Below are 24,930 nucleotides of genomic sequence, written 5' to 3'. Positions count from 1 at the left end.
CACCCTAGGCCGGTACATGGCCTCTACACCCGCCGATTCCGGAATGTGGACGGACCCAACTCCCCTTACCGTCCGCGGAGTTTGCCCACATTCCGCCCCCTGTCCGGTCGGCGGTTCCGGTCAGTCGCCAGGAGGGGCCGTCTGCCATTCGCTGCTGCCCAGCGGGTGATTGTAGGAGGGGCGCCCCACGTTCCCGCTCGTCCGGAACGGCTTTCCGTGGTCGTCGACACGCATGGTTCCGCTCTTGGCCCCGCTGGACCAGTCGAGTTCCAGGTACCAGCTCACGTCGTGCGCCTGAGCGCCCGCGATGATGTAGAAGACCTCGGGGTCGGACTCGCTGACCTTGTAAGGGAAGTTCCGCTGGCCGCCCTTGACCCCGACAGCCGGCCGCCCCGCGTCGAGGTCGACGGTGAACGATTTCGTCTCCACGTCGCCGCCGCAGCCCACACCCGCGGCGAAGTCGTTCCAGGCGAGCGGTGCGCTCTTGTCCAGGACCCGCACGTGCAGCTCCTTCAGGACGACGGTCGCCTTCCCCGTGCCCTGCACGGTGAGCGCGATCATCTGCTCCCCGCCCGGGACCGCGCCGAGCGCGGCGACCCAGCCGCGCGCGTCCGACTCGCCCGGCGGCGGGGGCACTTGGGGCGCGGGCCGGTTCACCAGGTAGTGCTGGCTGCACGGATTCTCGAACTTGTACGCGTCGGTGACGACGGTGGGCGCGCCCGCTCCGTCGGCGGCCGCCGGCTGTCCGGCCGTCGCGTCGCCGCCGTTCCCCGCCGGGTCGACGGGCCCGCCGATGGACGAGACGGACGCCTTGGGGCCGCCCTTGCGCGAGGCGGACGGCGAAGGCGGGCCGTGCCGCGCGCCGTTGGCCGCTCCGGTCTTCCGCAGACCGGTGGTGCTCGGTACGCCCAGGGCCACCGCCTTGCCCCCGGTGTCCTCGTCACCGCCGCCGGACCCGATCCGTACACCCAGCGCGCCGGAGACGGCGGCGGTCACGACGACGACAGCGATCGCGGCGAGCGCCATGACCCGCCGCCCCCGCAACCGGCTCCGCCCGGCCGGCACGACCTCCCCGGAATCCCCGGGCTCGCCGGACTCACCGGCGTCGGCCTCACCGGACTTACCGGTCTCATCGACCTCACGGGCTTTACTGATCCCATCGGCCTTACGGATCCCACTGACCTCAGCGATCTCACTGGTCTCGCTGGCCTCACTGGTCTCGACAGTCTCAGCGCTCGCACCCGGCGGAGCACCGCCCGAACCCGGCGCGGCCCCGCCCGCACCCTTCCTCCCGCGCAGCGCGTCCGCGAGGACCCACCGCCGGTGCAGTTCCACCAGCTCCTGCGGGGTGGCCCGGCACGCGCGTGCCAGCCGCTCCACGGGCGCGTAGTCCGCCGGTACGGCATCCCCGTTGACGTACCGGTGCAGTGTGGACGTACTCACGTGCAGCCGTCTGGCGAGTACCCCGTAGCTGAGACCGGATCGTTCCTTCAGCTCCCGGAGCAGTCCCGCGAACTCGTCCCCCGCCACCGTTCCTCCATCCCCCGTGTCCCGGACCGCATTCCAGGGGAAGTTTGTTTCCCCAGGTCAGACGGCATTTCGGCGTTCCAGCGTCCCGTGTTCCCCGTTGGGCGTGGCGGCCGGGACGGATCACCGCACAAGCTGTGGCCATCCAAGCACGCCGCTCCCGGCGACCGGTCGAGCGGCCGACCCACCAGCGACACCACAGGGGGATCACCCATGTCCGCACGCAGCACCCGCACCACTCGCACCCGTCTCCTCGCCGCCTCCGCGATCACGCTCACCGCGCTCTCGCTCACGGCGTGCGGCAACGGAGACGGCGTCCGTGACGAGGGCGCGTCCGCCACGGCCCGCTCCTCGGCGCGACCGGGCAGCCCGGCGGCCGGCCCGGGCACGACGGCGAAGCCCGCGGGCACCGGCACCACCACGGGCTCGACGAACGGTTCGAAGAACACCGGCACCACCACCGGCGGCACGGGCACCGGCTCCACAGGCAAGAACGGCAAGGGCACGGCGGGCGGTTCAACCGGCAAGACCGGCACCGGCACTGGCTCCGGCACCCGGAACGTGGCGTGCGACGGCACCAACACCCGTACGAGCGCGACGGCCGTCTCCCGGCCGCTGAACCACCTGCTGCTCACCGTCACCAACACGGGTTCGCGCAACTGCGACCTGACGGGCTATCCGATCGCCCGCTTCGGCGAGGCCCAGTCCGTCCCGCCGGTCGCGGAGGAGACCCACCCGCAGGCGGTCGTCACCCTCACTCCCGGCGAGTCCGGCTACGCGGGCGTGCTGCTGTCCTCGGCCGACGGCAGCGGGGGCAACGGCTACACGGCCAAGACCCTGGAGGTCGGCTACGGCAAGAGCCGCGGCGTGACCACCGCGCTTCCCGCGAAGGGCGTGTACGTCGACGACAAGCTCACGGTGACGTACTGGCAGCAGACCTTGGACGCGGCGCTGTCGTACTAGGGCCTAAGGGCTGTCCCGTAATCCCCGGCGGGCACACGACGACAGCTACGGCACCTCGCCGCGTTGTCGGATCGCCCGAATACGCCCAGTATGAGGACGACCCTCCGCCTTGCGATGCACCGCATCTGACGCCGTGCGCTGATCCACCGGGGATTACGGGACAGCCCTTAGCGCAGGCTGCGGGCCGCCTCGGTGGCCCAGTACGTGAGGATGTTCTGGGCGCCGGCGCGCTTGATGCCGGTCAGGGACTCCAGGATCGCCCGGTCGCGGTCGATCCAGCCCTTCTCGGCGGCGGCCTCGACCATCGAGTACTCGCCGGAGATCTGGTAGGCGACGACCGGCACCTCGGAGACGTCGGCGACGCGGGCGAGGATGTCGAGGTAGGGACCGGCGGGCTTCACCATCACCATGTCGGCGCCCTCCTCCAGGTCCAGCGCCAGCTCCCGCAGCGACTCGCGTGCGTTGGCCGGGTCCTGCTGGTACGTCTTGCGGTCGCCCCGCAGGGACGAGCCGACGGCCTCACGGAACGGGCCGTAGAAGGCGGAGGCGTACTTGACGGTGTAGGCGAGGATCGCCACGTCCTCGCGGCCGATCTGGTCGAGGGCGTCACGGATGACACCGATCTGACCGTCCATCATGCCGCTGGGGCCCACGACATGGGCGCCCGCGTCGGCCTGCACCTGGGCCATCTCGGCGTACCGCTCCAGGGTCGCGTCGTTGTCGACCCGGCCCTGGTCGTCGAGCACACCGCAGTGCCCGTGATCGGTGGTCTCGTCCAGACACAGGTCGGACATCACGAGGAGTTCGTCGCCGACCTCGGCGCGCACGTCGCGCAGGGCGACCTGGAGGATCCCGTCCGGATCGGTGCCGGGGGTTCCGACGGCGTCCTTCTTCTCGTCCTCGGGCACTCCGAAGAGCATGATCCCGGAGATCCCGGCCTCCACCGCCTCCAGGGCGGCCTTCTTCAGGCTGTCCCGCGTGTGCTGCACGACCCCGGGCATCGACCCGATCGGCACCGGCTCGCTCACACCCTCGCGCACGAACGCGGGAAGGATGAAGTCAGCGGGGTGCAGCCGGGTCTCGGCGACCATCCGGCGCATGACGGGGGTGGTGCGCAGCCGCCGGGGACGCGTACCGGGGAAGGATCCGTACTTCGTCATGCCATCTACGCTACGCCCGTCACGGAGGCCCCTTTACCGACTCGACGTCGGAGCCCGAAGGGCCCCGGATGGCCCCGCATCCGGTCGGGAGACTCAGGCGGGCACTACCGCGGACGCCGGAGCCACGGGGGCCTTCCCTGGCCGGGCCTCGCGGCAGTCCCGGCACCAGGCTCCGTGGAACGGGGCCCGGAAGGCCCTGTTGCAGCCGCCTTCGCAGTCGGCCATGGCGGAGGGACGGGGCAACGGCCGGCTCAGGAGCGGATCGTCCTCACTTGCCCCCGGCAGGGGAGGCATCGCCGGTGGCAGCAGGTCCAGCAGGCGGTTGCGGAGGAATCCCGCCGGGTGCCGTACGTGGAGGGGAAGGCCGTCGGTCAGGGCGTGGATCACCGACGCTCTGCCGAGACCGTTCTCGAACCAGGCGACGACCAGGGGAGCCAGCCGCCGCACCTCCCGCCCGGACAGGGTCAGCCGGATGTCGGTCCGGCGCAGCCCGGTGAGCAAGGCCTCTGCCGTGCACCGGTGCTCGCCGAGGGGCGGTCGCGGATCGGGGGCTGCCGAAACGGGGGACTTGGCAGACTCGGTGTCGATGGCCGGTGCGCCGACGTGTGCGGCGTCGGGCTCCATGACCGACCGGAGCACGGCACCGGAGGGCGGACCACCGGAGGCGGGGAGGTCCGGGGGTACGAGGTCCGGGGGCTGCGGAGCCGTCGTCAGCGGGGTTGCCAGGGCCGGGACGGCGGTCGTTTCCGGCTCCGCCTCCCGCCGGGCCCGGGTGAGTGCGGGCGCGTGGTACGCGAACGTCCGCGTGACCATCCGCCCGGAGGGGAGCCGTTCCCGCACCCGTTCCACATAGCCATGCGCCTCCAACTCCCTCAGCGCACAGGCGATCCGGGCCCGTCCCTCGGGGAACCGCTCGGCGAGGCTGCGGATGTCGACCCGCGCGCCCTCGGGCAGCGACAGGATGTGCACGGCGATCCCGATCGCGGTCGCCGAGAGCCCTCGGTGCTGGGCGAGGTGGTTGCCGACGATCGTGTACCGGTCGGGCTGGTACTCACGTACGTGCGTGACACCGGAGTGCGTGGCGTTGCGCCGTACTCCCTGACTCGGGCGCAGGGCATCGATAAGCTTGGACACAGCCATGGGGAAGGGTGTTGCCTTCTCGTTTGGTCAGGCCCTCGCACTGGGATTGCAGTCCCGGCGGGGGCCGAAGCATGTGTGGGATGTGGAGTTGTGGATATTGCCTGCGGGGAGCGTGCACGCCCGAACCGCCAACGCGCCAGCCGCATCGGCCGAGTTCAGCCGCCCGTGTGACGTGGGCGGGTTTGGTCGGTGGGTGGGTTCTCTCCCCGGATTCTTGGGTCTTCTATCGCCCGCCGCCCCGGCCCACACGCCACCGAAGGACACGCTTCCGGGCTTCGGTACGGGCATCACCGGCACGCCCCGAGATCGAGTTCCGCCCACACCGTCTTGCACGGCACCGGCCCTGATCGCACACCCCAGCGGTCCGCGAACTCCTCCACGAGCAGCAGCCCGTAGCCGGACTCGGCCTGCCCGGCGGCAGCGGCCCGCACCCGCGCCGGCCACCGTTCACCCCGGGCGTCGGCGACCTCCACGCACAGCGTCCGGGGAGCACGGACGGACAGGGTGAGACGGAAACTCCGGCCGGGGACCCTGCCGTGCAGGACCGCGTTCGCGGCGAGTTCGGCGACGACGAGCCTGGCCGGATCCAACGGCAGCTCCCAGTCGCGCAGTTGCTCGGCCGCGAGCAGCCGGGCGAGACGGGCACCGCGCCGGGTGGCGGAGAGCGGCACCGAGAAGTGGTGGAGCGGAGCGTGCACAGTTCGCTGATTCACGTCACTCAGCGTGTTATTGCGTACGTAATCTGTGAAGGGTGGCAGCCCGTGCGGACGATGTCTGTCCGGGTGGCGTCCGGTTCTGTCCGGGCTGTGCGGGGTGACCGGGAGCGGAGGGACAACGAACGTGAGCGGGTGGGACGCGGGGCTGGAGGACGACGAAGAGGCCGGGGCCGTGATGAGGACCGTGCAGCGCCAGCTCAAGCTGTGGCGGGAGTCGGCCGGCCTCACCCAGGCCGAGTTCGGCGCGGCCGTCGGGTACGGGGAGGAGCTGGTCTCCTCCGTCGAACGGGGGCGGCGTATCCCCCGGCCCGAGTACCTGGACCGCGCCGACGAGATCCTCTCGGCGGGCGGCCGACTCGCGGCCCTGAAGGAGGACCTGGCGGAGGTCCGGTACCCGAAGAAGGTGCGGGACCTGAAGAAACTGGAGGCCGACGCGATCGAGCTCGGCGCCTACAACAACTCCGTGATTCATGGTTTGTTGCAGACCGTGGAGTACGCCGCTTCTGTCTTCGGCGCGCGCCGACCACCGTTCAGTAAGGACGAGCTCGAACAACGGCTGGCGGCACGGGTGTCCCGTCAGCGGATCGTCGACGGCACGGTGGCCCGGCCGTTCTTCAGTTTCGTCCAGTGCGAGTCGACGCTTCGAAGGCCCATCGGGGGCAGCGCTGTCATGCGACGCCAGCTCGAAAGCCTTCTGGAAGTCGCCGAGTTCCCGAACGTCGACCTCCAGGTGCCCCCGCTGAGCCGCGAGGTGAATTCCGGCCTGGCTGGTTCTTTCAGGCTGCTCAGACTCAGGGACGGCGGCACCGTCGGACACGTCGAAGTGCAGCACATCAGCCGCGTGATCACCGACCCGAAGGAAGTCCAGCTGCTCGACATGCGCTATGGGACCATCCGGGCACAAGCTCTCGACCCGCGAGAGTCAACAGCCTTCATCGAGAGAGTGCTTGGAGAGACATGCCCCTGAAGCCAGGCAGCGAAGCGCGCGTCGCACCGGAGTGGATAAGGAGCAGCTACAGCACGGACGAGGGCCCCGACTGCGTCGAGGTTTCCGCAGCCCCCGTCCGCGTCCTCGTTCGCGACTCCAAGAACCCCCGCGGCCCCCGCCTCAGCCTCCCCCCGGATGCCTGGGTCGCCTTCCTGGCGTCCGTCTGACCGGGCGTACAAAGAAGAAACGCCCCGCCGTCTCCCGGAGGAGACGGCGGGGCGTTGCTCACCTGGATCAGGTCGTCCGGCGCCTGCGCGAGCCGGGGCGGCGCTCGCTCGGCCGGGTCACCGGGTCGCCGGCGTCCAGCGCGGCGGCACGGCGGCGCAGGCCGAACTCGGCCAGGGCCTCCGCCAGCTTGTGCACGGAGGGCTCGGGGGCCATGACGTCGACCCGCAGCCCGTGCTCCTCGGCCGTCTTGGCCGTGGCCGGGCCGATGCAGGCGATCACCGTCACGTTGTGCGGCTTGCCCGCGATGCCGACCAGGTTGCGGACCGTGGAGGACGACGTGAAGAGCACGGCGTCGAAGCCGCCGCCCTTGATCGCCTCGCGGGTGTCCGCCGGCGGCGGCGACGCGCGCACGGTGCGGTACGCCGTGACGTCGTCGACCTCCCAGCCCAGCTCGATGAGCCCGGCGACCAGGGTCTCCGTGGCGATGTCGGCACGGGGCAGGAAGACACGGTCGATCGGGTCGAAGACCGGGTCGTAGGGCGGCCAGTCCTCGAGGAGGCCCGCGGCCGACTGCTCACCGCTCGGCACCAGGTCCGGCTTCACACCGAAGGCGACGAGCGCGCTCGCGGTCTGCTCGCCCACCGCGGCGACCTTGATGCCCGCGAAGGCACGCGCGTCGAGGCCGTACTCCTCGAACTTCTCCCGGACCGCCTTGACGGCGTTGACCGAGGTGAACGCGATCCACTCGTAGCGGCCCGTGACCAGGCCCTTGACCGCGCGCTCCATCTGCTGGGGCGTGCGCGGAGGCTCGACGGCGATCGTCGGCACCTCGTAGGGCACGGCCCCGTACGACCGCAGCTGGTCGGAGAGCGAAGCCGCCTGCTCCTTCGTCCGCGGCACGAGCACCTTCCAGCCGAACAGCGGCTTGGACTCGAACCAGGACAACTGGTCGCGCTGGGCGGCTGCGGAACGCTCGCCGACCACGGCTATCACCGGGCGCCCGCCGTCCGGGGACGGCAGCACCTTCGCCTGCTTCAGCGTCTGCGCGATCGTGCCGAGGGTGGCCGACCAGGTGCGCTGGCGGGTCGTCGTACCGGCGATCGTCACCGACATCGGGGTGTCGGGCTTGCGGCCGGAGGCCACCAGCTCGCCCGCGGCGGCCGCCACGGAGTCGAGCGTCGCCGACACCACGACGGTGCCGTCGGAGGCGCCGACCTCGGTCCAGCAGCGGTTCGACGCGGTCCGCGCGTCGACGAACCGTACGTCCGCGCCCTGCGCGTCCCGCAGCGGGACACCCGCGTAGGCGGGCACACCGACGGCGGCCGCGATACCGGGTACCACCTCGAACGGAACACCCGCGGCGACGCAGGCGAGCATTTCCTCGGCCGCGTACGTATCAAGTCCCGGGTCCCCGGACACCGCACGCACGACCCGCTTGCCGCCCCGCGCGGCCGTCATGACAAGATTGGCAGCGTCCCTCGACGCGGGGTCACCAACGGTCGTCGACGCACCGTCAACAACCGTCAGCTGAGGCGTGCCTGTGCTCTGGTACGGAACCGGCGAAGTGTCCGGATCCGTGTTCAGAACAGCGACGCCTTGCCTGGCATGAACACGCACCACGTCGAGCACATCGTGCTCGGCGACGAGAACGTCCGCGTTCGCCAGCGCCTCCACGGCGCGCAGTGTCAACAGCCCTGGATCTCCGGGTCCGGCACCCAGGAAGGTGACGTGCCCGTGGACCGGACCGGCGGGAAAGTTGGTGGGGCTCACAGTGCTCGCTCCCCCATCAGACCGGCCGCGCCCTTGGCAAGCATCTCGGCGGCGAGTTCACGGCCGAGCGACATCGCCTGGTCGTGTGTCTCGGGCACGGGACCGGTGGTGGACAGCTGCACCAGCGTCGAGCCGTCGGTCGTACCGACGACACCGCGCAGACGCAGCTCCTTGACAATCTGCCCGTCGGCCAGAAGATCGGCGTACGCACCCACGGGAGCGCTACAGCCGGCCTCCAGGGCGGCGAGCAGGGATCGCTCGGCGGTCACGGCGGCCCGGGTGAACGGGTCGTCGAGCTCGGCGAGCGCGGCGACGAGGTCCGCGTGATCCGCGGCGCACTCGATCGCCAGGGCCCCCTGGCCGGGGGCGGGCAGAACGGTGTCGACCGACAGGAAGTCGGTGACCTCGTCGATCCGGCCGAGCCGGTTCAGTCCGGCGGCGGCGAGCACGACGGCGTCGAGCTCCCCGGCGTGGACGTAGCCGATCCGGGTGTCTACGTTGCCCCGGATGGCGACCGTCTCGATCGTCATTCCGTGGTTGCGCGCGTAGGCGTTCAGCTGGGCCATGCGGCGCGGCGAACCGGTACCGACGCGCGCGCCGTCCGGCAGCTGCTCGAAGGTCAGCCCGTCGCGGGCGACCAGCACGTCACGGACGTCCTCGCGCACCGGCACGGCGGCCAGCGCGAGGTTCTCGGGCTGCGCGGTCGGCAGATCCTTGAGGGAGTGCACGGCGAAGTCGACCTCCCCGCGCACCAGGGCCTCGCGCAACGCGGTCACGAAGACACCCGTACCGCCGATCTGCGCGAGGTTCTCGCGGGAAACGTCGCCGTACGTCGTGATCTCAACGAGCTCGACGGGCCGTCCGGTCACCTGACTCACGGCTTCCGCCACCTGCCCGGACTGGGCCATGGCGAGTTTGCTGCGCCTGGTCCCGAGCCTCAAAGCCTGCTCACTCATGCTCGCCCTCGGTTCTTGGCGTTCTCGGTGTTGTTCTCGGCCCGCGAGACGGCGGCGACCGTCTCCGGGTCCAGGTCGAACAGGGTCCGCAGCGCGTCCGCGTACCCGGCACCGCCGGGCTCGGCGGCGAGCTGCTTGACCCGTACGGTCGGCGCGTGCAGCAGCTTGTCGACGACGCGCCGCACGGTCTGGGTGATCTCGCCGCGCTGCTTGTCGTCGAGGTCGGGCAGCCGGCCGTCCAGCCGCGCGATCTCGTTCGCGACGACGTCGGCGGCCATGGCGCGCAGGGCCACCACGGTGGGCGTGATGTGCGCGGCCCGCTGGGCGGCGCCGAACGCGGCCACCTCGTCGGAGACGATCCGGCGCACCTGGTCCACGTCGGCGGCCATCGGCGCGTCCGCGGAGGCCTCGGCGAGGGTCTCCAGGTCGACGAACCGCACGCCGAGCAGCCGGTGAACGGCCGCGTCGATGTCACGGGGCATGGCGAGGTCGAGCAGCGCGAGCACCGGCGCGGGGCGGGGAGCCTCGGCGACGGGTTCGGGCCTGCGGCGCTCGGGGATGCGTCCGGTGGTCGCGGCGGCGGTGGCCAGCGCGGCGATGAGTTCGGCGTCGGCCTCGGCGTCCTCGCCGGGCGTACGTCGGCCGTCGCGGCGCTCGACGGTTCCGGTGCCCTTGTCCACCCAGGCCGCGTGCTGCTCCAGCGTGGCGGCGTCCATGCCGGCGACGGCCGCCTCTCCCATGACGGAGAAGCCGGTGGCGCCCTGCACGGCGGACAGGTCGAGCGGGCAGGCGTCCTCGGCGGGAGCGGGCCGGCCGGTCGGGCCGGACGTCGTCGCGCGCAGTGCCGCGGGCGTTCCGGTCCGTCCTTCGACGGCGGCCGCGACGGTCTCGGCCGTCAGGACGAGCCCGGTCGCCCCGGTGCACGAGACGGCGATGTCGGCACGTGTCAGCTCGACCAGCACCGAGTCCATCGGTACCGCGCGGGCCAGCACGTCCGTGTCGTCGCCGCCGGTGAGGATCTCGGCGAGGCGCTCGGCGCGGTCGGGGGTGCGGTTGGCGATCACGATCTCGCCGACGCCCACGCGCGCGAGCGTCGCGGCGGCCAGCGAGGACATCGAGCCCGCGCCGATGACGAGGGCCTTCTTGTCCTTGGCCCAGGCCTCGACGGCCCGCCCGGCGGACAGCTGTTCCAGACCGAAGGTGACCAGGGACTGTCCCGCCCGGTCGATGCCGGTCTCGGAGTGCGCGCGCTTGCCGACCCGCAGGGCCTGCTGGAACAGGTCGTTAAGGAGGCGGCCCGCGGTGTGCAGTTCCTGCGCGGTGGCGAGCGCGTCCTTGATCTGGCCGAGGATCTGGCCCTCGCCGACGACCATCGAGTCCAGGCCGCAGGCCACCGAGAAGAGGTGGTGGACGGCCCGGTCCTCGTAGTGCACGTACAGATGGGGAGTGAGCTCCTCCAGGCCTACGCCGCTGTGCTGGGCGAGGAGCGTGGACAGCTCGGCGACGCCCGCGTGGAACTTGTCCACGTCGGCGTACAGCTCGATGCGGTTGCAGGTCGCGAGGACCGCGCCCTCGGTGGCGGGCTCGGTGGCGACGGTGTCCGAAAGCAGCTTGACCTGCGCGTCCGCGGACAGCGCGGCCCGTTCGAGGACGCTGACCGGAGCGCTGCGGTGGCTCAGCCCGACGACGAGGAGACTCATGCCGGCATCACGGCGGGAAGATCCCCGTCGGGCCCTTTGCCATCGTTCTCCCGCTCGGCGGAGGCGGCGGCACCGGCCTGCGCCTCGGCCTCCTCGCCCGCCTTGCGCTGCTCGTGGAACGCGAGGATCTGAAGCTCGATGGAGAGATCGACCTTGCGCACGTCGACGCCGTCCGGGACGGTCAGGACGGTCGGCGCGAAGTTCAGGATGGAGGTGACTCCGGCCGCGACCAGGCGGTCGCAGACGGGCTGGGCGGCTCCGGCCGGGGTGGCGATGACACCGATCGAGACACCGTTCTCGTCGATGATCTTTTCCAGGTCGTCCGTGTGCTGCACCGGGATCCCGGCGACGGGCTTGCCGGCCATCGCGGGATCGGCGTCGATGAGCGCGGCCACCCGGAATCCACGCGAGGCGAACCCTCCGTAATTGGCCAGTGCCGCACCGAGGTTGCCGATGCCGACGATCACGACCGGCCAGTCCTGGGTCAGGCCCAGTTCGCGGGAGATCTGGTAGACGAGGTATTCGACGTCGTAGCCCACACCTCGGGTCCCGTAGGAGCCGAGGTAGGAGAAGTCCTTGCGCAGCTTCGCGGAGTTGACCCCCGCGGCGGCCGCGAGTTCCTCGGATGAGACCGTGGGTACCGAGCGCTCCGACAGTGCGGTGAGGGCTCGGAGGTACAGCGGAAGCCGGGCGACGGTGGCCTCGGGAATTCCTCGGCTGCGGGTCGCCGGTCGGTGAGTTCGGCCAGTTGCCACGGTGCTCCTGCGGGTAGAGCGGGGCTGAAGGCGGTCACACCTACCTGGACCGCCCCGTCGAATGCAGGCTATGTCTTTGTGAACGCGTGCACAAAGACGGTGTCCGATTTGCCCGGCCAACGTGACCGGGGTCACGCATGCCCGGCGCGCCCGTAGGGAACCGGCGCGCGGACGACTCCGTTCCGCACCTGAAGGGGGCAAAACCGCACACACTCCTCAACGAATCCCGCCCCCGAGACCAATCGCCGTCGATCCTAGGCGACTTTCCGGACACCTTGGGCTGCTCGGTCAGGTCACAGTCGGGGTACATCACGGGGACGACGCGCGCCGTCGCGCACCGCTCACCCCGCGAGGGCTTTGCGAAGGCGTTCCTCGTTCACACGCCAGAAGGTGTGCTGGGCACCGTCCACCAGCACGACCGGGATCTGCTCCCAGTACCGGCGGTGCAGTTCCTCGTCCTCGGTGATGTCCTTCCCCTCCCAGGGGACCCCGAGCTCGCCGCACACCTTCTCGATCACTTCCTGTGCGTCATCACACAGATGACACCCGGGCTTCCTGATCAGCGTGACCAGGTGCTCCGCGGGCGCCTTGCTCTGCGTACGGCGGTCGCTGCGCCGGAACATGGGGCTCATGCCCGCCATTCTCCCGCCCCGGGCGCCCCGGTGGGCACGGCTCGACGCATCAGGCGGCGGCGGGCGGCCGCGGGGGCCGGACCGCGGGACGGCGGGCGCTCACAGAGGGGCGACTCGCCGCGGCGGAGGCGCTTCGGACCGGTCGTTTAACGGCATGGCCGCGGAGAGTTCACAGCGTCGAATCCTCTCGACTCCGGAAGCACCGAACAGACTGGCTATGCTCACGACATGGCCGCTCTCGGATGGCTCACTCCCCGTAGGCGCTCGGCGACCGCGCGGAGCGTGTTGGCAGGCGAGGCCTCGGCAGAGGCAGCGCGCAAGTCCTCGCAGGAACTTCAGGAACTGGAAGAACAGGCGCCACCGGACGCCGTGGAGGAACCCGACTTCCCGGTGCTCGGCGACGACCGGGCCGCCGCGTTCTTCGATCTCGACAACACCGTGATGCAAGGTGCCGCCCTCTTCCACTTCGGACGCGGGCTGTACAAGCGGAAGTTCTTCGAGACCCGCGACCTCGCGAAGTTCGCCTGGCAGCAGGCGTGGTTCCGGCTGGCCGGGGTCGAGGACCCCGAGCACATGCAGGAGGCGCGCGACTCCGCGCTGTCGATCGTGAAGGGCCACCGGGTCTCCGAGCTGATGTCGATCGGCGAGGAGATCTACGACGAGTACATGGCCGAGCGGATCTGGCCCGGGACCCGCGCGCTCGCCCAGGCGCACCTGGACGCCGGCCAGAAGGTGTGGCTCGTCACGGCGGCGCCGGTGGAGATCGCCACGGTGATCGCGCGGCGGCTCGGGCTCACGGGTGCACTCGGAACCGTCGCGGAGTCGGTGGACGGGATCTACACCGGCAAGCTGGTCGGTGAACCGCTGCACGGGCCGGCCAAGGCGGAGGCCGTGCGGGCGCTGGCGTCCGCGGAGGACCTGGACCTGTCGCGCTGCGCCGCGTACAGCGACTCGCACAACGACATTCCGATGCTCTCGCTGGTCGGACACCCGTACGCGATCAACCCGGACTCGAAACTGCGCAGGCACGCGCGGGACTTCGACTGGCGGCTGCGGGACTACCGCACCGCGCGCAAGGCCGCGAAGGTCGGGATTCCCGCCGCGGCCGGGGTCGGCGCGGTGGCCGGCGGCACGGCGGCGGCGATCGCGCTGCACCGGCGGCGTCGCTAGCTCGATCGCCGGCTCGGCCGCCTGTGCGGCTGCGGGTGCGGCGTCGGTCCGGTGGTGGGTCGGGGCCGTGCCGGTGCATCAGCCCGTCGCCGTCGGACGAGAGGTGACCGTCGGTGGCGACGGGCATCGATGTACCGGCACTGCCCCTCACGCGCGTCGCCGGGTGCGGGTGATTCGTGGTGGCGGAAAGGGCATGCGGTGTACCGGCACGGCCCCTCGCGCCGGATTCCGGCTGCGGGATGAGGGTGGCTTGGGTGCAGCCCCTCACGTGCGTGATTTTCAGCCCCTCCGGCGATTGAGGAGCGGGGTCTGGGGCGGAGCCCCAGGTACATGACAGGTAGGGGCGGAGGGGGCGAAAACCTGTCCGGACCTGGGGCGGGAGCGCTGCTCCGGCAGGCAATCACATGGTCCTACCCACGCCGTGGGCCACTCAGTCGCGCTCCGCACAGGCGGGCACAACACGCTCTGCACCCAGGCGGAACACGAACCGAACCGATCAACAAGCGGTCACCGAACGATACTTGAACAGGCACCGATCCGTGCCAAAAGCGTCGTAATCGATGATTTTAGCAACTGGGTGTAGTGCTGCCTGTACGAAGCGTTATTCTCCTCAGACGCAAACCGGTACCCCTCCGTCGCTACGACGGGTGAAAGGTCCCGCACTGCACGTGATGGAAGCTCTGCCTCTGGGAGTCCCGTGTACTCACACGTCGGGGTTGACGCCTCGGGCCTGGCTACGCTGCGCGCAACGGTCCTGGACCGTCTGCGCGGCTTCGTCCCCACCGCGTACGCCGTCCCCGCCTTCGCCCTCCCCACGCCCGTCGGTCCTTGCTATGCCCTGGCCGACGGCAACGCGACGGTCGGCCGGCGGGGCCGCTCGGGCTCGGCCACCACCGCACGCCGTCCGGCCGCGGACAGCGACAGCGCCCGAATGATGGATCTCGTGGAGCGCGCCCAGGCCGGCGAGGCCGACGCCTTCGGACGGCTCTACGACCAGTACAGCGACACCGTGTACCGCTACATCTACTACCGGGTGGGAGGTAAGGCGACTGCCGAGGACCTCACCAGTGAGACCTTTCTGCGCGCGCTACGGCGGATCGGCACCTTCACCTGGCAGGGCCGCGACTTCGGCGCCTGGCTCGTGACCATCGCCCGGAACCTGGTCGCCGACCATTTCAAGTCCAGCCGCTTCCGGCTGGAAGTGACCACCGGCGAGATGCTCGACGCCAACGAGGTCGAGCGGTCTCCCGAGGACTCCGTCCTGGAGTCCCTGTCGAACGCGGCACTGCTCGACGCCGTGAAACGGCTCAACCCCCAGCAGCAGGAGTGCGTCACGCTCCGCTTCCTCCAGGGGCTCTCGGTCGCCGAGACCGCCCGGGTGATGGGCAAGAACGAGGGTGCCATCAAGACCCTCCAGTACCGGGCCGTCCGCACCCTGGCCCGGCTCCTGCCCGACGACGTCCGCTGAGCCCGCTTTCGACCACAGGGGCCCCGCGCACGCTCAGCGACGTCCAACTCACCTTCTGTGAAAGTCTGTTGACTTCGCGGTCTGTGTGTCCGCCGTCCGTAACCGAAGTGCCGTGACACTCGTTGTGCGGGATACAGGCTCCCTGTGGTCACGCCTTGGCCAGCGCCGATCACCCGATCGTGTGCACACGGCCAGGGGGTGCAACCCTCAGGACCCCCTGGGGAGTCGACCGTCATGACGAGAGGAGGTGCCGCCAGTGATCGCGAACGTATCGGCCCACCGGCGGGCGAACGCCTTCGCCCAGGCCCTGGAGGAGATCGACCAGGGCACGGCGGCCGAGCAGCCCGATGGGTCGGCACCGTCACGGGCTGCTGCGGAACAGACCGAGCAAGGGCTGCTGTTGGCCCTCGCCACCGGTCTCGGCGAGCTGCCCCGACCGGAGCTGGACCCCGAGGTCAAGATCGTGCAGCGAGCCCAGCTCGTCGCCGCGATGGAGGCCATGCTGCAAGAAGGCACCGCCGCCGGAGGCGAGGGTCCGGGCCGAGCCCTGCCCGATCAGCGGTCCCATCGGGCCAAGGGCTCGCACCGGGCGACCGGACTGGGGAAGCTGCGGCCCCGGTCCCGGCTGTCCAAGGGACTGGCCGCCGGCGGTCTCACCGTCGGTGTGGCCGCCGGAGCCTTCGGCGGAGTTGCCGCCGCGAGCTCCGACGCCCTGCCCGGTGACTCGCTCTACGGGCTCAAGCGCGGCATGGAGGACATCAAGCTGGGTCTGGCCCACGGCGACAGCGACCGGGGTGAGCTCTACCTCGACCAGGCCTCGAACCGCCTGAACGAAGCCCGCCGGCTGATGGAGCGGGGCCGTTCGGGACATCTCGACCACGAGTCCCTGGGTGAGGTCCGCCGCGCCCTGTCCGGCATGCAGCACGACGCCTCGGAGGGCCACCGGCTGCTGCACGAGGCCTACGAACGGGACGGCTCACTGGGCCCCATCCAGGCCCTGTCCGCCTTCTCCCAGTCGCACCGCGAGGCCTGGGGTGCACTGCGCGACCGGCTGCCCGTGCAGCTCGGTGACGTCAGTGACCAGGTCTCGTCGGTCTTCGCAGCCATAGACGAAGAGGTCGACCCGCTGCGCTCGCTGCTGCCCAGGACGCCCGCCCCCGAGGGCACCGGACGTCACCGGGGCAAGAGCGAGGAGACCACCCGCCCGCCGGGCACGGACACCCCGTCGCCCAGCGCCGGCAGCGGCTCCGCGGAGGCGAGCCACGGCAGCGGCAAGCCCAAGCCGTCGAGTTCGAGCAGCAGCGGCGAGGGCCTGCTCGGCGGCAACACCGGCGGCCTGCTCGACCCGCCGCAGGACGACACCAGTTCCTCCCCGTCGTCCAGCGCCGGCGGCAGGAGCAGCGCGACGAGCGCACCCGACGTCACCCTGCCGCCGCTGCTGCCCGGTCTCCTGCCGGGCCTCGGCATCGACACGCAGAACAGCGACTGACCGGACCCACCGCGGTACGTCGATGGGGGCGCCCTCCTCGGGAAGGGCGCCCCCATCGACGTACAGGCATATCAGGACATGATCAACAGAATCGTAACTGCATGATCAGAAGAAAACGGACCTGCGCTGCACCAGCAGCTTGTACAGGGTGTGCTGGATCTGCTCCCTGACCTGGTCGGTCAGATTGAACATCAGCATCGGGTCGTCGGCCGCCTCCGGCGGATAGCCGTCCGTGCGGATCGGCTCGCCGAACTGGATCGTCCACTTGGTCGGCAGCGGGATCGCGCCGAGCGGACCCAGCCACGGGAACGTCGGGGTGATCGGGAAGTACGGGAATCCCAGCAGCCGCGCGAGGGTCTTCGCGTTGCCGATCATCGGGTAGATCTCCTCCGCCCCGACGATCGAGCACGGGATGATCGGAGTGCCCGCGCGCAGCGCCGTCGAGACGAAGCCGCCCCGGCCGAACCGCTGGAGCTTGTAGCGCTCGCTGAACGGCTTGCCGATCCCCTTGAAGCCCTCCGGCATCACCCCGACCAGTTCACCGCGCTCCAGCAGCCGCTCGGCGTCCTCCGCGCAGGCCAGGGTGTGACCGGCCTTGCGGGCCAGCTCGTTGACGACCGGCAGCATGAACACCAGGTCGGCGGCGAGCAGGCGCAGATGCCGGTTCGCGGGGTGGTTGTCGTGGACGGCGACCTGCATCATCAGGCCGTCCAGCGGCAGGGTGCCCGAGTGGTTGGCGACGATCAGGGCACCGCCCTCGGACGGGATGTTCTCGACGCCCTTGACCTCGACGCGGAAGTACTTCTCGTACACCGGCCGGATCAGCGACATCAGGACCTGGTCGGTCAGTTCGTGGTCGTACCCGAACTCGTCGATCTCGTAGTCGCCGGTGAGCCTGCGGCGCAGGAAGGACAGGCCTCCCGCGATGCGCTGCTCCAGGCTCGTGCCGCCCTGCTCGGGCGGCTGTTCCTCCCGTGTCACAGGAACATCATCCTGCGGGAGGGTCCGTCCGGGCATGGGCTGGACCTCGCGTACGACCACGGGCTCGCCCTTGCGCCGGCTTCCCGCGGCCCGGCGCCTCGACGGGCGCTGCATCGCAGCCCCGCGCGAGCGGTCGTCGTCGAACGGAATGACCTTGGCGTCCGCCATCGTTGATGCGCTCCTCAGTTGGCGCTCTGCGTCGGGGGGTGGCCGCCGCCCAGAACGGGCAGCGCGGCGATCTTGTCCACGGCCCCCGCAAGGGCCTCCGGGGGCAGGAGTCCAGGACCCCTGCTCCGGGCGAAGTCCGCGAAGGTCTCCGCCGTCGTGTACTTCGGCTGATAGCCCAGGGTTTCGCGCATCTGGACCGTGGCCACCACCCTGCCGTGCGTGAGCAGCCGCAGCTGCTCAGGGGAGAAGTCCGTCACCCCCAGGGTACGCACGGCCGTACCGACCCAGCTGAGGGCCGGCAGCAGGAGCGGGACCGTGGGCCGGCCCAGCCGTCGCGCGCACTGCGAGAGCAGCAGGACGCCGTCGCCCGCGATGTTGAACGTGCCGCTGTTGAGCGTGCCCCGGCGCGGCTCGTGCGAGGCGAGCCGCAGGACCTCGACGACATCGCTCTCGTGGACGAACTGGAGCCGGGGGTCGTAGCCGAACACGGTCGGCAGCACCGGCAGCGAGAAGTACGAGGCGAGGGGCGAATCGGCGCTCGGGCCGAGGATGTTGGCGAACCGCAGCACGCACACGGCGACGTCGGGCCTGCGGCGCGCGAAGCCGCGTACGTAGCCCTCGACCTCGGTCGTGTCCTTGGCGAAGCCGCCGCTGGGCAGCGACTTGGGCGAGGTGGTCTCGGTGAAGACGGCGGGGTCGCGGGGCGCGGAGCCGTAGACGTTCGTGCTGGACTTCACGACGAGCCGCTTGACCGTCGGGGACTTCTGGCAGGCACCGAGCAGCTGCATGGTGCCGATGACGTTGGTCTCCTTGACCGTGGTCCGGCTGCCGGAGCCCAGCGCCGTGCCCGTCACGTCCATGTGCACGACCGTGTCGACGGAGTACTCGGCGAGCACCCGGGCGATGGTGGGCTGCCGGATGTCGGCCTGGACGAAGTCGGCGCCGCCGATGTGATGCTCGGGGGGCACCGCGTCCACGGCGATCACCCGGTCCACCTGCGGGTCACGCTGGATCCGTCGTACGAACCGGCCCCCCAGCTGCCGGGCCACCCCGGTCACGAGCACGACCTTCCCCAAGATCAGCGCCTTCCTTCCAGAACTGGACGTAGCTCCGCTCGTACTGCCGGGTTCCCCGTGTCCGGCCAACTTAGCGGGTCGATGTTGCGCTGTGATGACCGCCCGATGCACGAAGTGACGACAGGCGTGGACGTACGACCAGACCCAGCCATTCGGCCCACAGATCCGTGCGGGGCACATGGCCGAAGTCGTTCGACGGTCGAGCGGCCTTTCGGGGTTCCGCGTCCCGGCCGCCGCCGCGCTGGAAGTCCCCGTCCGGGCACTCGGCGCCCCGGCCGGCCCTCGGGGTGGGATTTCCCCGTCCGGGTACGCCTGTGGCCTCCCACCAGCCGGTGGGAGGCCACAGTACGCGTTTCCGCGGCGTCGCTTACTTCTTGTTGCGACGCTGGACGCGAGTGCGCTTGAGCAGCTTGCGGTGCTTCTTCTTCGCCATCCGCTTGCGCCGCTTCTTGATAACAGAGCCCACGACTACCCTCGCTCACTTCTCTTTACTCGGTGCTGGGCTGCATGGGCCCATACGACCTATGAGGGGCCAGCCTACCCGCCCGAGGGCTGAGGTCGTAATCGAGGTGATTCCGGGAGATCGCGAACGGTCTCCCGGAACGCCGTCAGGCGGTCTCCACCCCCACATAGCTCTCACGGAGGTACTCGTGAACCGCTTGCTCCGGCACCCGGAAGGACCTGCCCACCCGGATCGCCGGCAGATGACCGCTGTGCACCAAGCGGTACACGGTCATCTTCGACACTCGCATCACCGAGGCCACTTCCGCCACGGTAAGGAACTGAACCTCGTTCAGAGGCCTCTCGCCTGCCGCCATGCCACACCTGTACCTTCCGCACTCGACGGCCACCGGCTTCCCCTTCCGGTGACTCTTCGTCGTTGCGCACTCACTCCCCAATGTAGGGGCGTGTGATGCGAGTGGGGAAGAGGGGATGCCATCGGCCGCCTACTGTGACAGACACGCTCGATTGAGTACATAGCGAGTAAGCGGTCGGTAGTAATCAGACCGCACAGCGTCATCAAGCGGAACGACGACGGACACCCGTCCCTCTGCCTCTCCGACGAACAGCGCGGGATCGTCCGTATCGGCCAGACCGATGGCCTCGAACCCCAGCTGACCTGCCCCGCAGACCCATCCGTGGTCCCCGATGACCAGCTCGGGGAGCGGGTCTCCGCGCTCCGCGGCGGCGGCCAGAACGGTCCGAACCGGGAGGGGTGAATGGGTGTGTGCGCCGGTCGCACGACCGGCGGCTCCCGCCTCCGGTTCGCGCACCAGCGCGACACCTTGTACGTAGTCGAGGTTGTACGTGCGTAGACCGAACCGGGTCGTTATGTCGATAGAGCTACCCTGCGCGGGGGTGAGGACGGTACATCCGGCCGCCGACAGGGCGTCCGCGAGCGCGGCGTAGAAATCGATCAGACGGTGCGGGTGACCGGTACCGAGGAGCACGGGGTGACGGCGGCGGGCGGCTTCGCCGAGCCGTTCCGCGAAGGCGTCGAGAGCCGCCAGGGTCCGCTCCGGGTCGATCACATCATGCCCCGAAGTGTGCGACGGATCAGCCGAGACTCCGCATTTGTCGGCCATCAACTCGATCAGATCCCGCTGGCACCAAGCCCATTCCGGATCAAGTCCGAGCAGCAGCCGGGGGTCACGGGCCGCGAAGAGCCGGTAGCTGCGCAGGCTCTGCTCGCGCGAGGTGGCCACGGGCCCGGCCAGCCGGGCGGCCAGCAGATGTGCACGCAAAGCTCCGGTGCTCAACACGTCAGCGATGCTGGCGCATCCACCCGTACCCGCTGCCCAAAATGGCGAATATGCCGCACAGTTGGGCTAACAGTCCACCGTGAAGCCGGTGAGGGTCGCCACCGCCGGCGCGGCACGGGTGAGAGGGGGGCGTCCGCGAAGGGCCGACCGGCGGGCCCGCCGCGGGAGTCCGCTCCCGCGCACCCTCCTACGGAAGCATCCCCCGCAGCGGGAACACGGCCTTGCGCGTCGCCACGATCGCCTGGTCGAGCCGGTCCGCCGGGTCGTACCCCGACTCCCAGTCCTTCCAGGACACCGGCCACCTGCCGTCCGTCATCCGCGACGGCGCCAACTGCCGCGTACGGGCGAAGACCTCCTGCCGCCAGCTCTCCGGGATCACCGTCTCGGGCTCGACGGGACGTCCGGCGGCCACGGCCACCAGATGCGTCCACGACCGCGGCACCACTTCCACCACCGCGTACCCGCCGCCCCCGAGCGCGACCCAGCGCCCGTCGGCGTACGTGTGCGCCAGGTCGTGACAGGCGACCTGCACCGCCCGCTGCGCGTCGAGGGAGACGGCGAGGTGCGCGAGCGGGTCCTCGACATGGGTGTCCGCGCCGTGCTGGGTGACCAGCACCTGCGGCCGGAAGTCCGCGATCAGTTCGGGCACCACGGAGTGGAACGCCCGCAGCCAGCCCGCGTCCCCGGTCCCCGCCGGCAGCGCCACATTGACGGCCGTGCCCTCCGCGCTGTCCGCCCCGGTCTCCTCCGGCCACCCCGTCTGCGGGAACAGCGTCCGCGGATGCTCGTGCAGCGAGATCGTCAGAACCCGCGGGTCCTCCCAGAAGGCCGCCTGGACGCCGTCACCGTGGTGCACGTCGACATCGACGTACGCGACCCGCTCGGCGCCCAGCTCCAGCAGCCGGGCGATCGCGAGCGCCGCGTCGTTGTAGACACAGAACCCCGAGGCGGCGCCCGGCATCGCGTGATGCAGCCCGCCCGCGAAGTTCACCGCGTGCAGCGCGTCCCCGCGCCACACGGCCTCCGCCGCCCCCACCGACTGCCCGGCGATCAGCGCGGACACCTCGTGCATCCCGGCGAACGCCGGATCGTCCATGGTCCCGAGACCGTAGGCAAGGTCGGCCGACCCGGGATCGGCGGACGCGGCCTTGACCGCCGCCACATAGTCCTCGCGGTGCACCAGGCGCAGGGTCGAGTCCCCGGCACGCTTCGCCGCCACGACGTCGACGGCCCGGTCGAGCCCGAAGGCGTCGACGAGTCCCCGGGTCAGCCGGAGCCGGACCGGATCCATGGGGTGGTCCGGGCCGAAGTCATATCCCGTTACTGCCTGGTCCCACATCAGCTGTGCGCGGCCGCTCATGCACGTCACCGTATCGGTCCGGTTGAGGTGCGAACGAGCGGGCGTACCCGAGGGTCGCCAGGACCAGGACCATGGGGACGAGCATCGCTCCCCGGTAGTTCCACGCGTCACCGAGCGCGCCCACCAAGGGGGACCCGACCAGGAACCCGACGTAGTTGAAGATGTTCAGCCGCGCGATCGCCGTGTCCGACGCCCCGGGGAAGAGCCGCCCGGCCGCCGCGAAGGTCTGCGGCACGATCACACACAGCCCGAGGCCGAGGAGCGTGAACCCCAGCATGCCCACCCCGGCCCCCGGCGCCAGGGCGACCACACCGAACCCGAGCGCGGCGAGCACGGCGCCCAGCCGCACCACCGCCACGGCCCCGAAGCGCCGCACCCCGAAGTCCCCGACGGCCCGCCCCACCAGCGTCATCACCATGTAGACGTTGTACGGAACGGTCGCCATCTGCTCCGAACTGCCCAGCACGTCCTTGAGGTACTTCGCGCTCCAGTTGGAGACCGTCGAGTCCCCGATGTAGGCGAACGTCATCACCAGGCACAGCGGCAGCAGCAGCTTGAAGACGAGGGGCCCCGCACCCGCACCGGCCGGCGCGGCCTCCGTCCCCTCGGCGTCCGTGGCCGCGCCCCCGTCGACGTACCACCTGCTGCCCACCAGAGCGAGCGGCAGCAGCACCAGCACGACCGGCAGGTACGACACGAAGAGCGACAGATGCCAGTGCGCCCCGGCCCACGCGAGCGAGGCGCCCACGATCCCGCCCAGGCTGTACGCGGCGTGGAAACCGAGCATGATGCTGCGCCCGTACGACCGCTGGAGGCTCACCCCGAGCATGTTCATCGAGGCGTCGAGCCCACCGACCGCCAGGCCGAATGCGCCGAGGGCGACGGCCACCTCGACGAGCTGGTCCCCCGCGCCGACACCGAGAAGGGCCAGCAGCACGACCGGCTGCGACCACCGCAGGATGCGGCTGGGGCGTATGCGCTTGACCAGATGCTCGGTGGTGACACTGCCGAGCCCGGCCAGGACCGGGACGGCCGCCAGGAACGCGGGCAGGAGCGCGTCCGAGATCCCGTAACGGTCCTGGATGGCCGGGATACGCGTCACGAGCAGCGCGAAGGCGGCACCCTGAGCGAAGAAGCTGAACGCCAAAGAGGCCCTACCGCGCCGCAGCACATCTGTCATGGCGGCGAGCGTAGGGCCCCGGCTTACCGGTGGGTAGATCAAGCCGAAGGTGAATTTTGCTCAGCTCTTCGGGGAGGTACGGGGGAGGGACTGCCGAGGCTCTCGGGGCGGACCCGAACAGGCCCGCCGCCAGGGGCCGTTCAGCTGTGCGCCGCGGTCCCGGCGGCGAGCTCCCGCTCCAGCATCTTCTCCATCGGGACGACGGCGAAGCGGCCGCTGAGGAGGAAGGCGAGGACCATCGAGGCGATCATGACGACGGTGCCGAGCCAGACCATGGTGTCGATCGGCAGCGTGTAGGCGCCCACGATCCGGGCGACGCACTCACCGAGCAGGATCGTGCCCCACACCAGCGAGAAGGTCCGCTCGGCCTTCCGGAAGGCCGCGGAACCGGCCGCCAGCCGGTCCCAGGCCGCGGCCCGCGCCACGTCACCCTTCACGAGGAAGGGCTTCATGGCCTGCGTCATCATCGGCCGGCCGAGCCTGACGGACACCAGGACCCCGATCCCGACCGCGCTGCTGACCCCACTGTCCTTCGCCAGCATCAGCCGCGGGTCACCGGCGACCAGGCTGAGCGCGAGCCCGACCACGTTGACGATCAGGATCAGCGCGGCCATCGCGTTGGCCCTGCGCTCCTTCACCAGGCTCCACACGGTCCGCACGGCCGGCACGACACTGCTCCAGCCGAGGGCGGCCATCGTGCTCATCCCGAACCCGTTCTTGAGCAGGTAGTACGACCCGACGGGCACGGCCACGTCCACGATCAGCGGCAGAAAGCTCGGCCGGGGGCCGGCGGTCTCCTGGGCGGCGACCGTGGCCGCCCCGGCAGCGTGGGTGCTTTCTCCGGTGCTGATTTCGGTGGCGGTGATGGTCATGATCGGGTCCCTCCGTCGTCGCTGTGTACGTCCCGTTTCGATGTACTCAGCTTGGCGGTCGGACCCCGCACTCCGACAGAAACGATCGTCCGGTGCTCGGCATGACAAATGTCAGCGCACGCCGATGGGTGCCGTCATACCAGCAGGTCAGCCAACTCCCCCATGTCCGCGAACAGTTGGGTGGCGCCGCTCAACCGGTCGGCCGGTGTCATGGCGGTGAACCCGTACACGTCCATCCCGGCCGCGTTGGCCGCCTGGACGCCCAGCGGGCTGTCCTCGACGACGGCGCACCGCTCCGGTCGTACGCCCATGCGCTCGGCGGCGTGGAGGAACAGATCGGGTGCCGGCTTGCCCCGCCCGACGTCCTGCGAGCTGAAGACCCGCCCCTCGTCGAACCACCGGTCGAGCCCTGTCGTGCGGTGACCGACCCGGATCCGCTCATGGCTGCCGGAGGAGGCCACGCAGTACGGCACGCCGTCCGCGGCCAGCTTCTCCAGCACCTGGCCGGCACCGGGAACCGGCTTCAGCTCCCGTTCGAAGGCGGCGAAGACCCGCGCGTGGAACACGTCGTCGAAGTCGTCCGGCAGTCGCCGGCCGGTGCGCTCCAGGACCAGATCATGGATGCGGTGCATCGCGGAGCCCATGTAGTCGCGCAGGGAGTCCTCGTACGAGGTGGGGTGTCCCAGTTCGGTGAGATAGGCGGCCAGCAGGGTGTTGGAGATCGGCTCACTGTCCACGAGGACGCCGTCGTTGTCGAAAATAATCAGGTCGTAGCGCATACCAAAGACCCTAAACGCAGAAAACCCCCGTACCGGTATCCCCGGCACGGGGGCTTTCTCAAAAATTGTTCGGCGGCGTCCTACTCTCCCACAGGGTCCCCCCTGCAGTACCATCGGCGCTGTGAGGCTTAGCTTCCGGGTTCGGAATG

Annotated in this window: 24 protein-coding genes and 1 rRNA gene; 6 read left to right on the top strand and 19 right to left on the bottom strand. The window is 70.4% G+C overall.

Features of this window, described 5'->3' with window-relative positions; genetic code table 11:
* Positions 1 to 120: 120 nt before the first annotated feature.
* Entirely contained in the window at positions 121 to 1,530 is a 1,410-nt protein-coding gene (locus ACZ4AA_RS36450) for a helix-turn-helix domain-containing protein (RefSeq protein ID WP_467612370.1), read from the bottom strand.
* A gap of 210 nt (positions 1,531 to 1,740) precedes the next feature.
* Between ACZ4AA_RS36450 and ACZ4AA_RS36445 the strand changes: the two genes are divergently transcribed.
* A complete protein-coding gene (locus ACZ4AA_RS36445; RefSeq protein ID WP_467612367.1) occupies positions 1,741 to 2,490 on the top strand; it encodes a DUF4232 domain-containing protein in 750 nt (249 codons plus the stop codon).
* Between the two features lie 167 nt (positions 2,491 to 2,657).
* Here the strand turns inward: ACZ4AA_RS36445 and hemB are convergent, their stop codons facing one another.
* The 3 genes from hemB to ACZ4AA_RS36430 form a co-directional block, all read right to left on the bottom strand.
* Positions 2,658 to 3,650: a porphobilinogen synthase gene (gene hemB / locus ACZ4AA_RS36440; protein WP_467612364.1), complete on the bottom strand. Its 993-nt coding sequence runs from the start codon at positions 3,648 to 3,650 to the stop codon at positions 2,658 to 2,660.
* Positions 3,651 to 3,743: 93 nt separating this feature from the next.
* Positions 3,744 to 4,790: a helix-turn-helix domain-containing protein gene (locus ACZ4AA_RS36435; RefSeq protein ID WP_467612361.1), complete on the bottom strand. Its 1,047-nt coding sequence runs from the start codon at positions 4,788 to 4,790 to the stop codon at positions 3,744 to 3,746.
* Positions 4,791 to 5,077: 287 nt separating this feature from the next.
* Positions 5,078 to 5,512: an ATP-binding protein gene (locus ACZ4AA_RS36430; protein ID WP_467612420.1), complete on the bottom strand. Its 435-nt coding sequence runs from the start codon at positions 5,510 to 5,512 to the stop codon at positions 5,078 to 5,080.
* Positions 5,513 to 5,630: 118 nt separating this feature from the next.
* On the opposite strand from ACZ4AA_RS36430, the gene ACZ4AA_RS36425 reads away from it, so the two are divergent.
* Together ACZ4AA_RS36425 and ACZ4AA_RS36420 are read left to right on the top strand one after the other, a co-directional pair.
* Complete coding sequence (locus tag ACZ4AA_RS36425) at positions 5,631 to 6,473, top strand: helix-turn-helix domain-containing protein (RefSeq protein WP_467612358.1); 843 nt, start codon at positions 5,631 to 5,633, stop codon at positions 6,471 to 6,473.
* Positions 6,464 to 6,661, top strand: a complete 198-nt coding sequence (locus ACZ4AA_RS36420; RefSeq protein ID WP_467612355.1) for a DUF397 domain-containing protein — start codon at positions 6,464 to 6,466, stop codon at positions 6,659 to 6,661. The genes ACZ4AA_RS36425 and ACZ4AA_RS36420 overlap by 10 nt, the downstream gene beginning before the upstream one ends.
* Before the next feature lie 67 nt (positions 6,662 to 6,728).
* Here ACZ4AA_RS36420 and ACZ4AA_RS36415 read toward each other — a convergent pair whose 3' ends face one another.
* From ACZ4AA_RS36415 to ACZ4AA_RS36395, 5 genes are all read right to left on the bottom strand, one after another.
* Entirely contained in the window at positions 6,729 to 8,432 is a 1,704-nt protein-coding gene (locus tag ACZ4AA_RS36415; RefSeq protein WP_467612352.1) for a bifunctional uroporphyrinogen-III C-methyltransferase/uroporphyrinogen-III synthase, read from the bottom strand.
* A complete protein-coding gene (gene hemC / locus ACZ4AA_RS36410) occupies positions 8,429 to 9,388 on the bottom strand; it encodes a hydroxymethylbilane synthase (protein WP_467612349.1) in 960 nt (319 codons plus the stop codon). Before hemC ends, ACZ4AA_RS36415 begins: the two co-directional genes overlap by 4 nt.
* A complete protein-coding gene (locus tag ACZ4AA_RS36405) occupies positions 9,385 to 11,088 on the bottom strand; it encodes a glutamyl-tRNA reductase (RefSeq protein ID WP_467612346.1) in 1,704 nt (567 codons plus the stop codon). The genes hemC and ACZ4AA_RS36405 overlap by 4 nt, the downstream gene beginning before the upstream one ends.
* Positions 11,085 to 11,843, bottom strand: a complete 759-nt coding sequence (locus ACZ4AA_RS36400) for a redox-sensing transcriptional repressor Rex (protein ID WP_467612344.1) — start codon at positions 11,841 to 11,843, stop codon at positions 11,085 to 11,087. Before ACZ4AA_RS36400 ends, ACZ4AA_RS36405 begins: the two co-directional genes overlap by 4 nt.
* A gap of 341 nt (positions 11,844 to 12,184) precedes the next feature.
* The gene (locus tag ACZ4AA_RS36395) at positions 12,185 to 12,484 is read right to left on the bottom strand and encodes a glutaredoxin family protein (protein ID WP_467612341.1); all 300 of its coding nucleotides are present in this window, start codon (positions 12,482 to 12,484) and stop codon (positions 12,185 to 12,187) included.
* A gap of 219 nt (positions 12,485 to 12,703) precedes the next feature.
* On the opposite strand from ACZ4AA_RS36395, the gene ACZ4AA_RS36390 reads away from it, so the two are divergent.
* From ACZ4AA_RS36390 to ACZ4AA_RS36380, 3 genes are all read left to right on the top strand, one after another.
* Positions 12,704 to 13,645: an HAD family hydrolase gene (locus ACZ4AA_RS36390; RefSeq protein ID WP_467612338.1), complete on the top strand. Its 942-nt coding sequence runs from the start codon at positions 12,704 to 12,706 to the stop codon at positions 13,643 to 13,645.
* Positions 13,646 to 14,342: 697 nt separating this feature from the next.
* A complete protein-coding gene (locus ACZ4AA_RS36385) occupies positions 14,343 to 15,113 on the top strand; it encodes an ECF subfamily RNA polymerase sigma factor, BldN family (protein ID WP_467612335.1) in 771 nt (256 codons plus the stop codon).
* Positions 15,114 to 15,369: 256 nt separating this feature from the next.
* Complete coding sequence (locus ACZ4AA_RS36380; protein WP_467612332.1) at positions 15,370 to 16,602, top strand: DUF5667 domain-containing protein; 1,233 nt, start codon at positions 15,370 to 15,372, stop codon at positions 16,600 to 16,602.
* 105 nt (positions 16,603 to 16,707) lie between these two features.
* Here the strand turns inward: ACZ4AA_RS36380 and ACZ4AA_RS36375 are convergent, their stop codons facing one another.
* The 10 genes from ACZ4AA_RS36375 to rrf form a co-directional block, all read right to left on the bottom strand.
* Positions 16,708 to 17,751 carry a lysophospholipid acyltransferase family protein gene (locus ACZ4AA_RS36375; RefSeq protein WP_467612330.1) on the bottom strand — a complete coding sequence of 348 codons (1,044 nt, stop codon included), beginning with the start codon at positions 17,749 to 17,751 and terminating at the stop codon, positions 16,708 to 16,710.
* A gap of 14 nt (positions 17,752 to 17,765) precedes the next feature.
* Complete coding sequence (locus ACZ4AA_RS36370) at positions 17,766 to 18,827, bottom strand: NAD-dependent epimerase/dehydratase family protein (RefSeq protein WP_467612327.1); 1,062 nt, start codon at positions 18,825 to 18,827, stop codon at positions 17,766 to 17,768.
* A 367-nt stretch (positions 18,828 to 19,194) separates the two neighbouring features.
* Positions 19,195 to 19,293: a 30S ribosomal protein bS22 gene (locus ACZ4AA_RS36365; protein WP_003948845.1), complete on the bottom strand. Its 99-nt coding sequence runs from the start codon at positions 19,291 to 19,293 to the stop codon at positions 19,195 to 19,197.
* A gap of 142 nt (positions 19,294 to 19,435) precedes the next feature.
* Complete coding sequence (locus tag ACZ4AA_RS36360) at positions 19,436 to 19,645, bottom strand: helix-turn-helix domain-containing protein (protein ID WP_093781815.1); 210 nt, start codon at positions 19,643 to 19,645, stop codon at positions 19,436 to 19,438.
* A gap of 129 nt (positions 19,646 to 19,774) precedes the next feature.
* A complete protein-coding gene (locus ACZ4AA_RS36355) occupies positions 19,775 to 20,590 on the bottom strand; it encodes a phosphatase (protein WP_467612324.1) in 816 nt (271 codons plus the stop codon).
* Positions 20,591 to 20,777: 187 nt separating this feature from the next.
* Positions 20,778 to 21,950, bottom strand: a complete 1,173-nt coding sequence (locus tag ACZ4AA_RS36350) for an acetoin utilization protein AcuC (protein ID WP_467612321.1) — start codon at positions 21,948 to 21,950, stop codon at positions 20,778 to 20,780.
* On the bottom strand, positions 21,901 to 23,130 hold the full coding sequence (locus tag ACZ4AA_RS36345; protein ID WP_467612318.1) for an MFS transporter: 1,230 nt from the start codon (positions 23,128 to 23,130) through the stop codon (positions 21,901 to 21,903). Before ACZ4AA_RS36345 ends, ACZ4AA_RS36350 begins: the two co-directional genes overlap by 50 nt.
* Before the next feature lie 140 nt (positions 23,131 to 23,270).
* Complete coding sequence (locus tag ACZ4AA_RS36340; RefSeq protein WP_467612315.1) at positions 23,271 to 24,002, bottom strand: VC0807 family protein; 732 nt, start codon at positions 24,000 to 24,002, stop codon at positions 23,271 to 23,273.
* Between the two features lie 134 nt (positions 24,003 to 24,136).
* A complete protein-coding gene (locus ACZ4AA_RS36335; RefSeq protein WP_467612312.1) occupies positions 24,137 to 24,781 on the bottom strand; it encodes an HAD family hydrolase in 645 nt (214 codons plus the stop codon).
* Positions 24,782 to 24,848: 67 nt separating this feature from the next.
* Positions 24,849 to 24,930: ribosomal RNA gene (gene rrf, locus ACZ4AA_RS36330) — 5S ribosomal RNA — on the bottom strand; the annotation flags it as partial.

It is taken from the genome of Streptomyces sp. NPDC024698, assembly GCF_055559015.1.
Note: the sequence above shows the minus strand (reverse complement) of the source record. Positions and strands in the feature narration are given on the sequence as shown.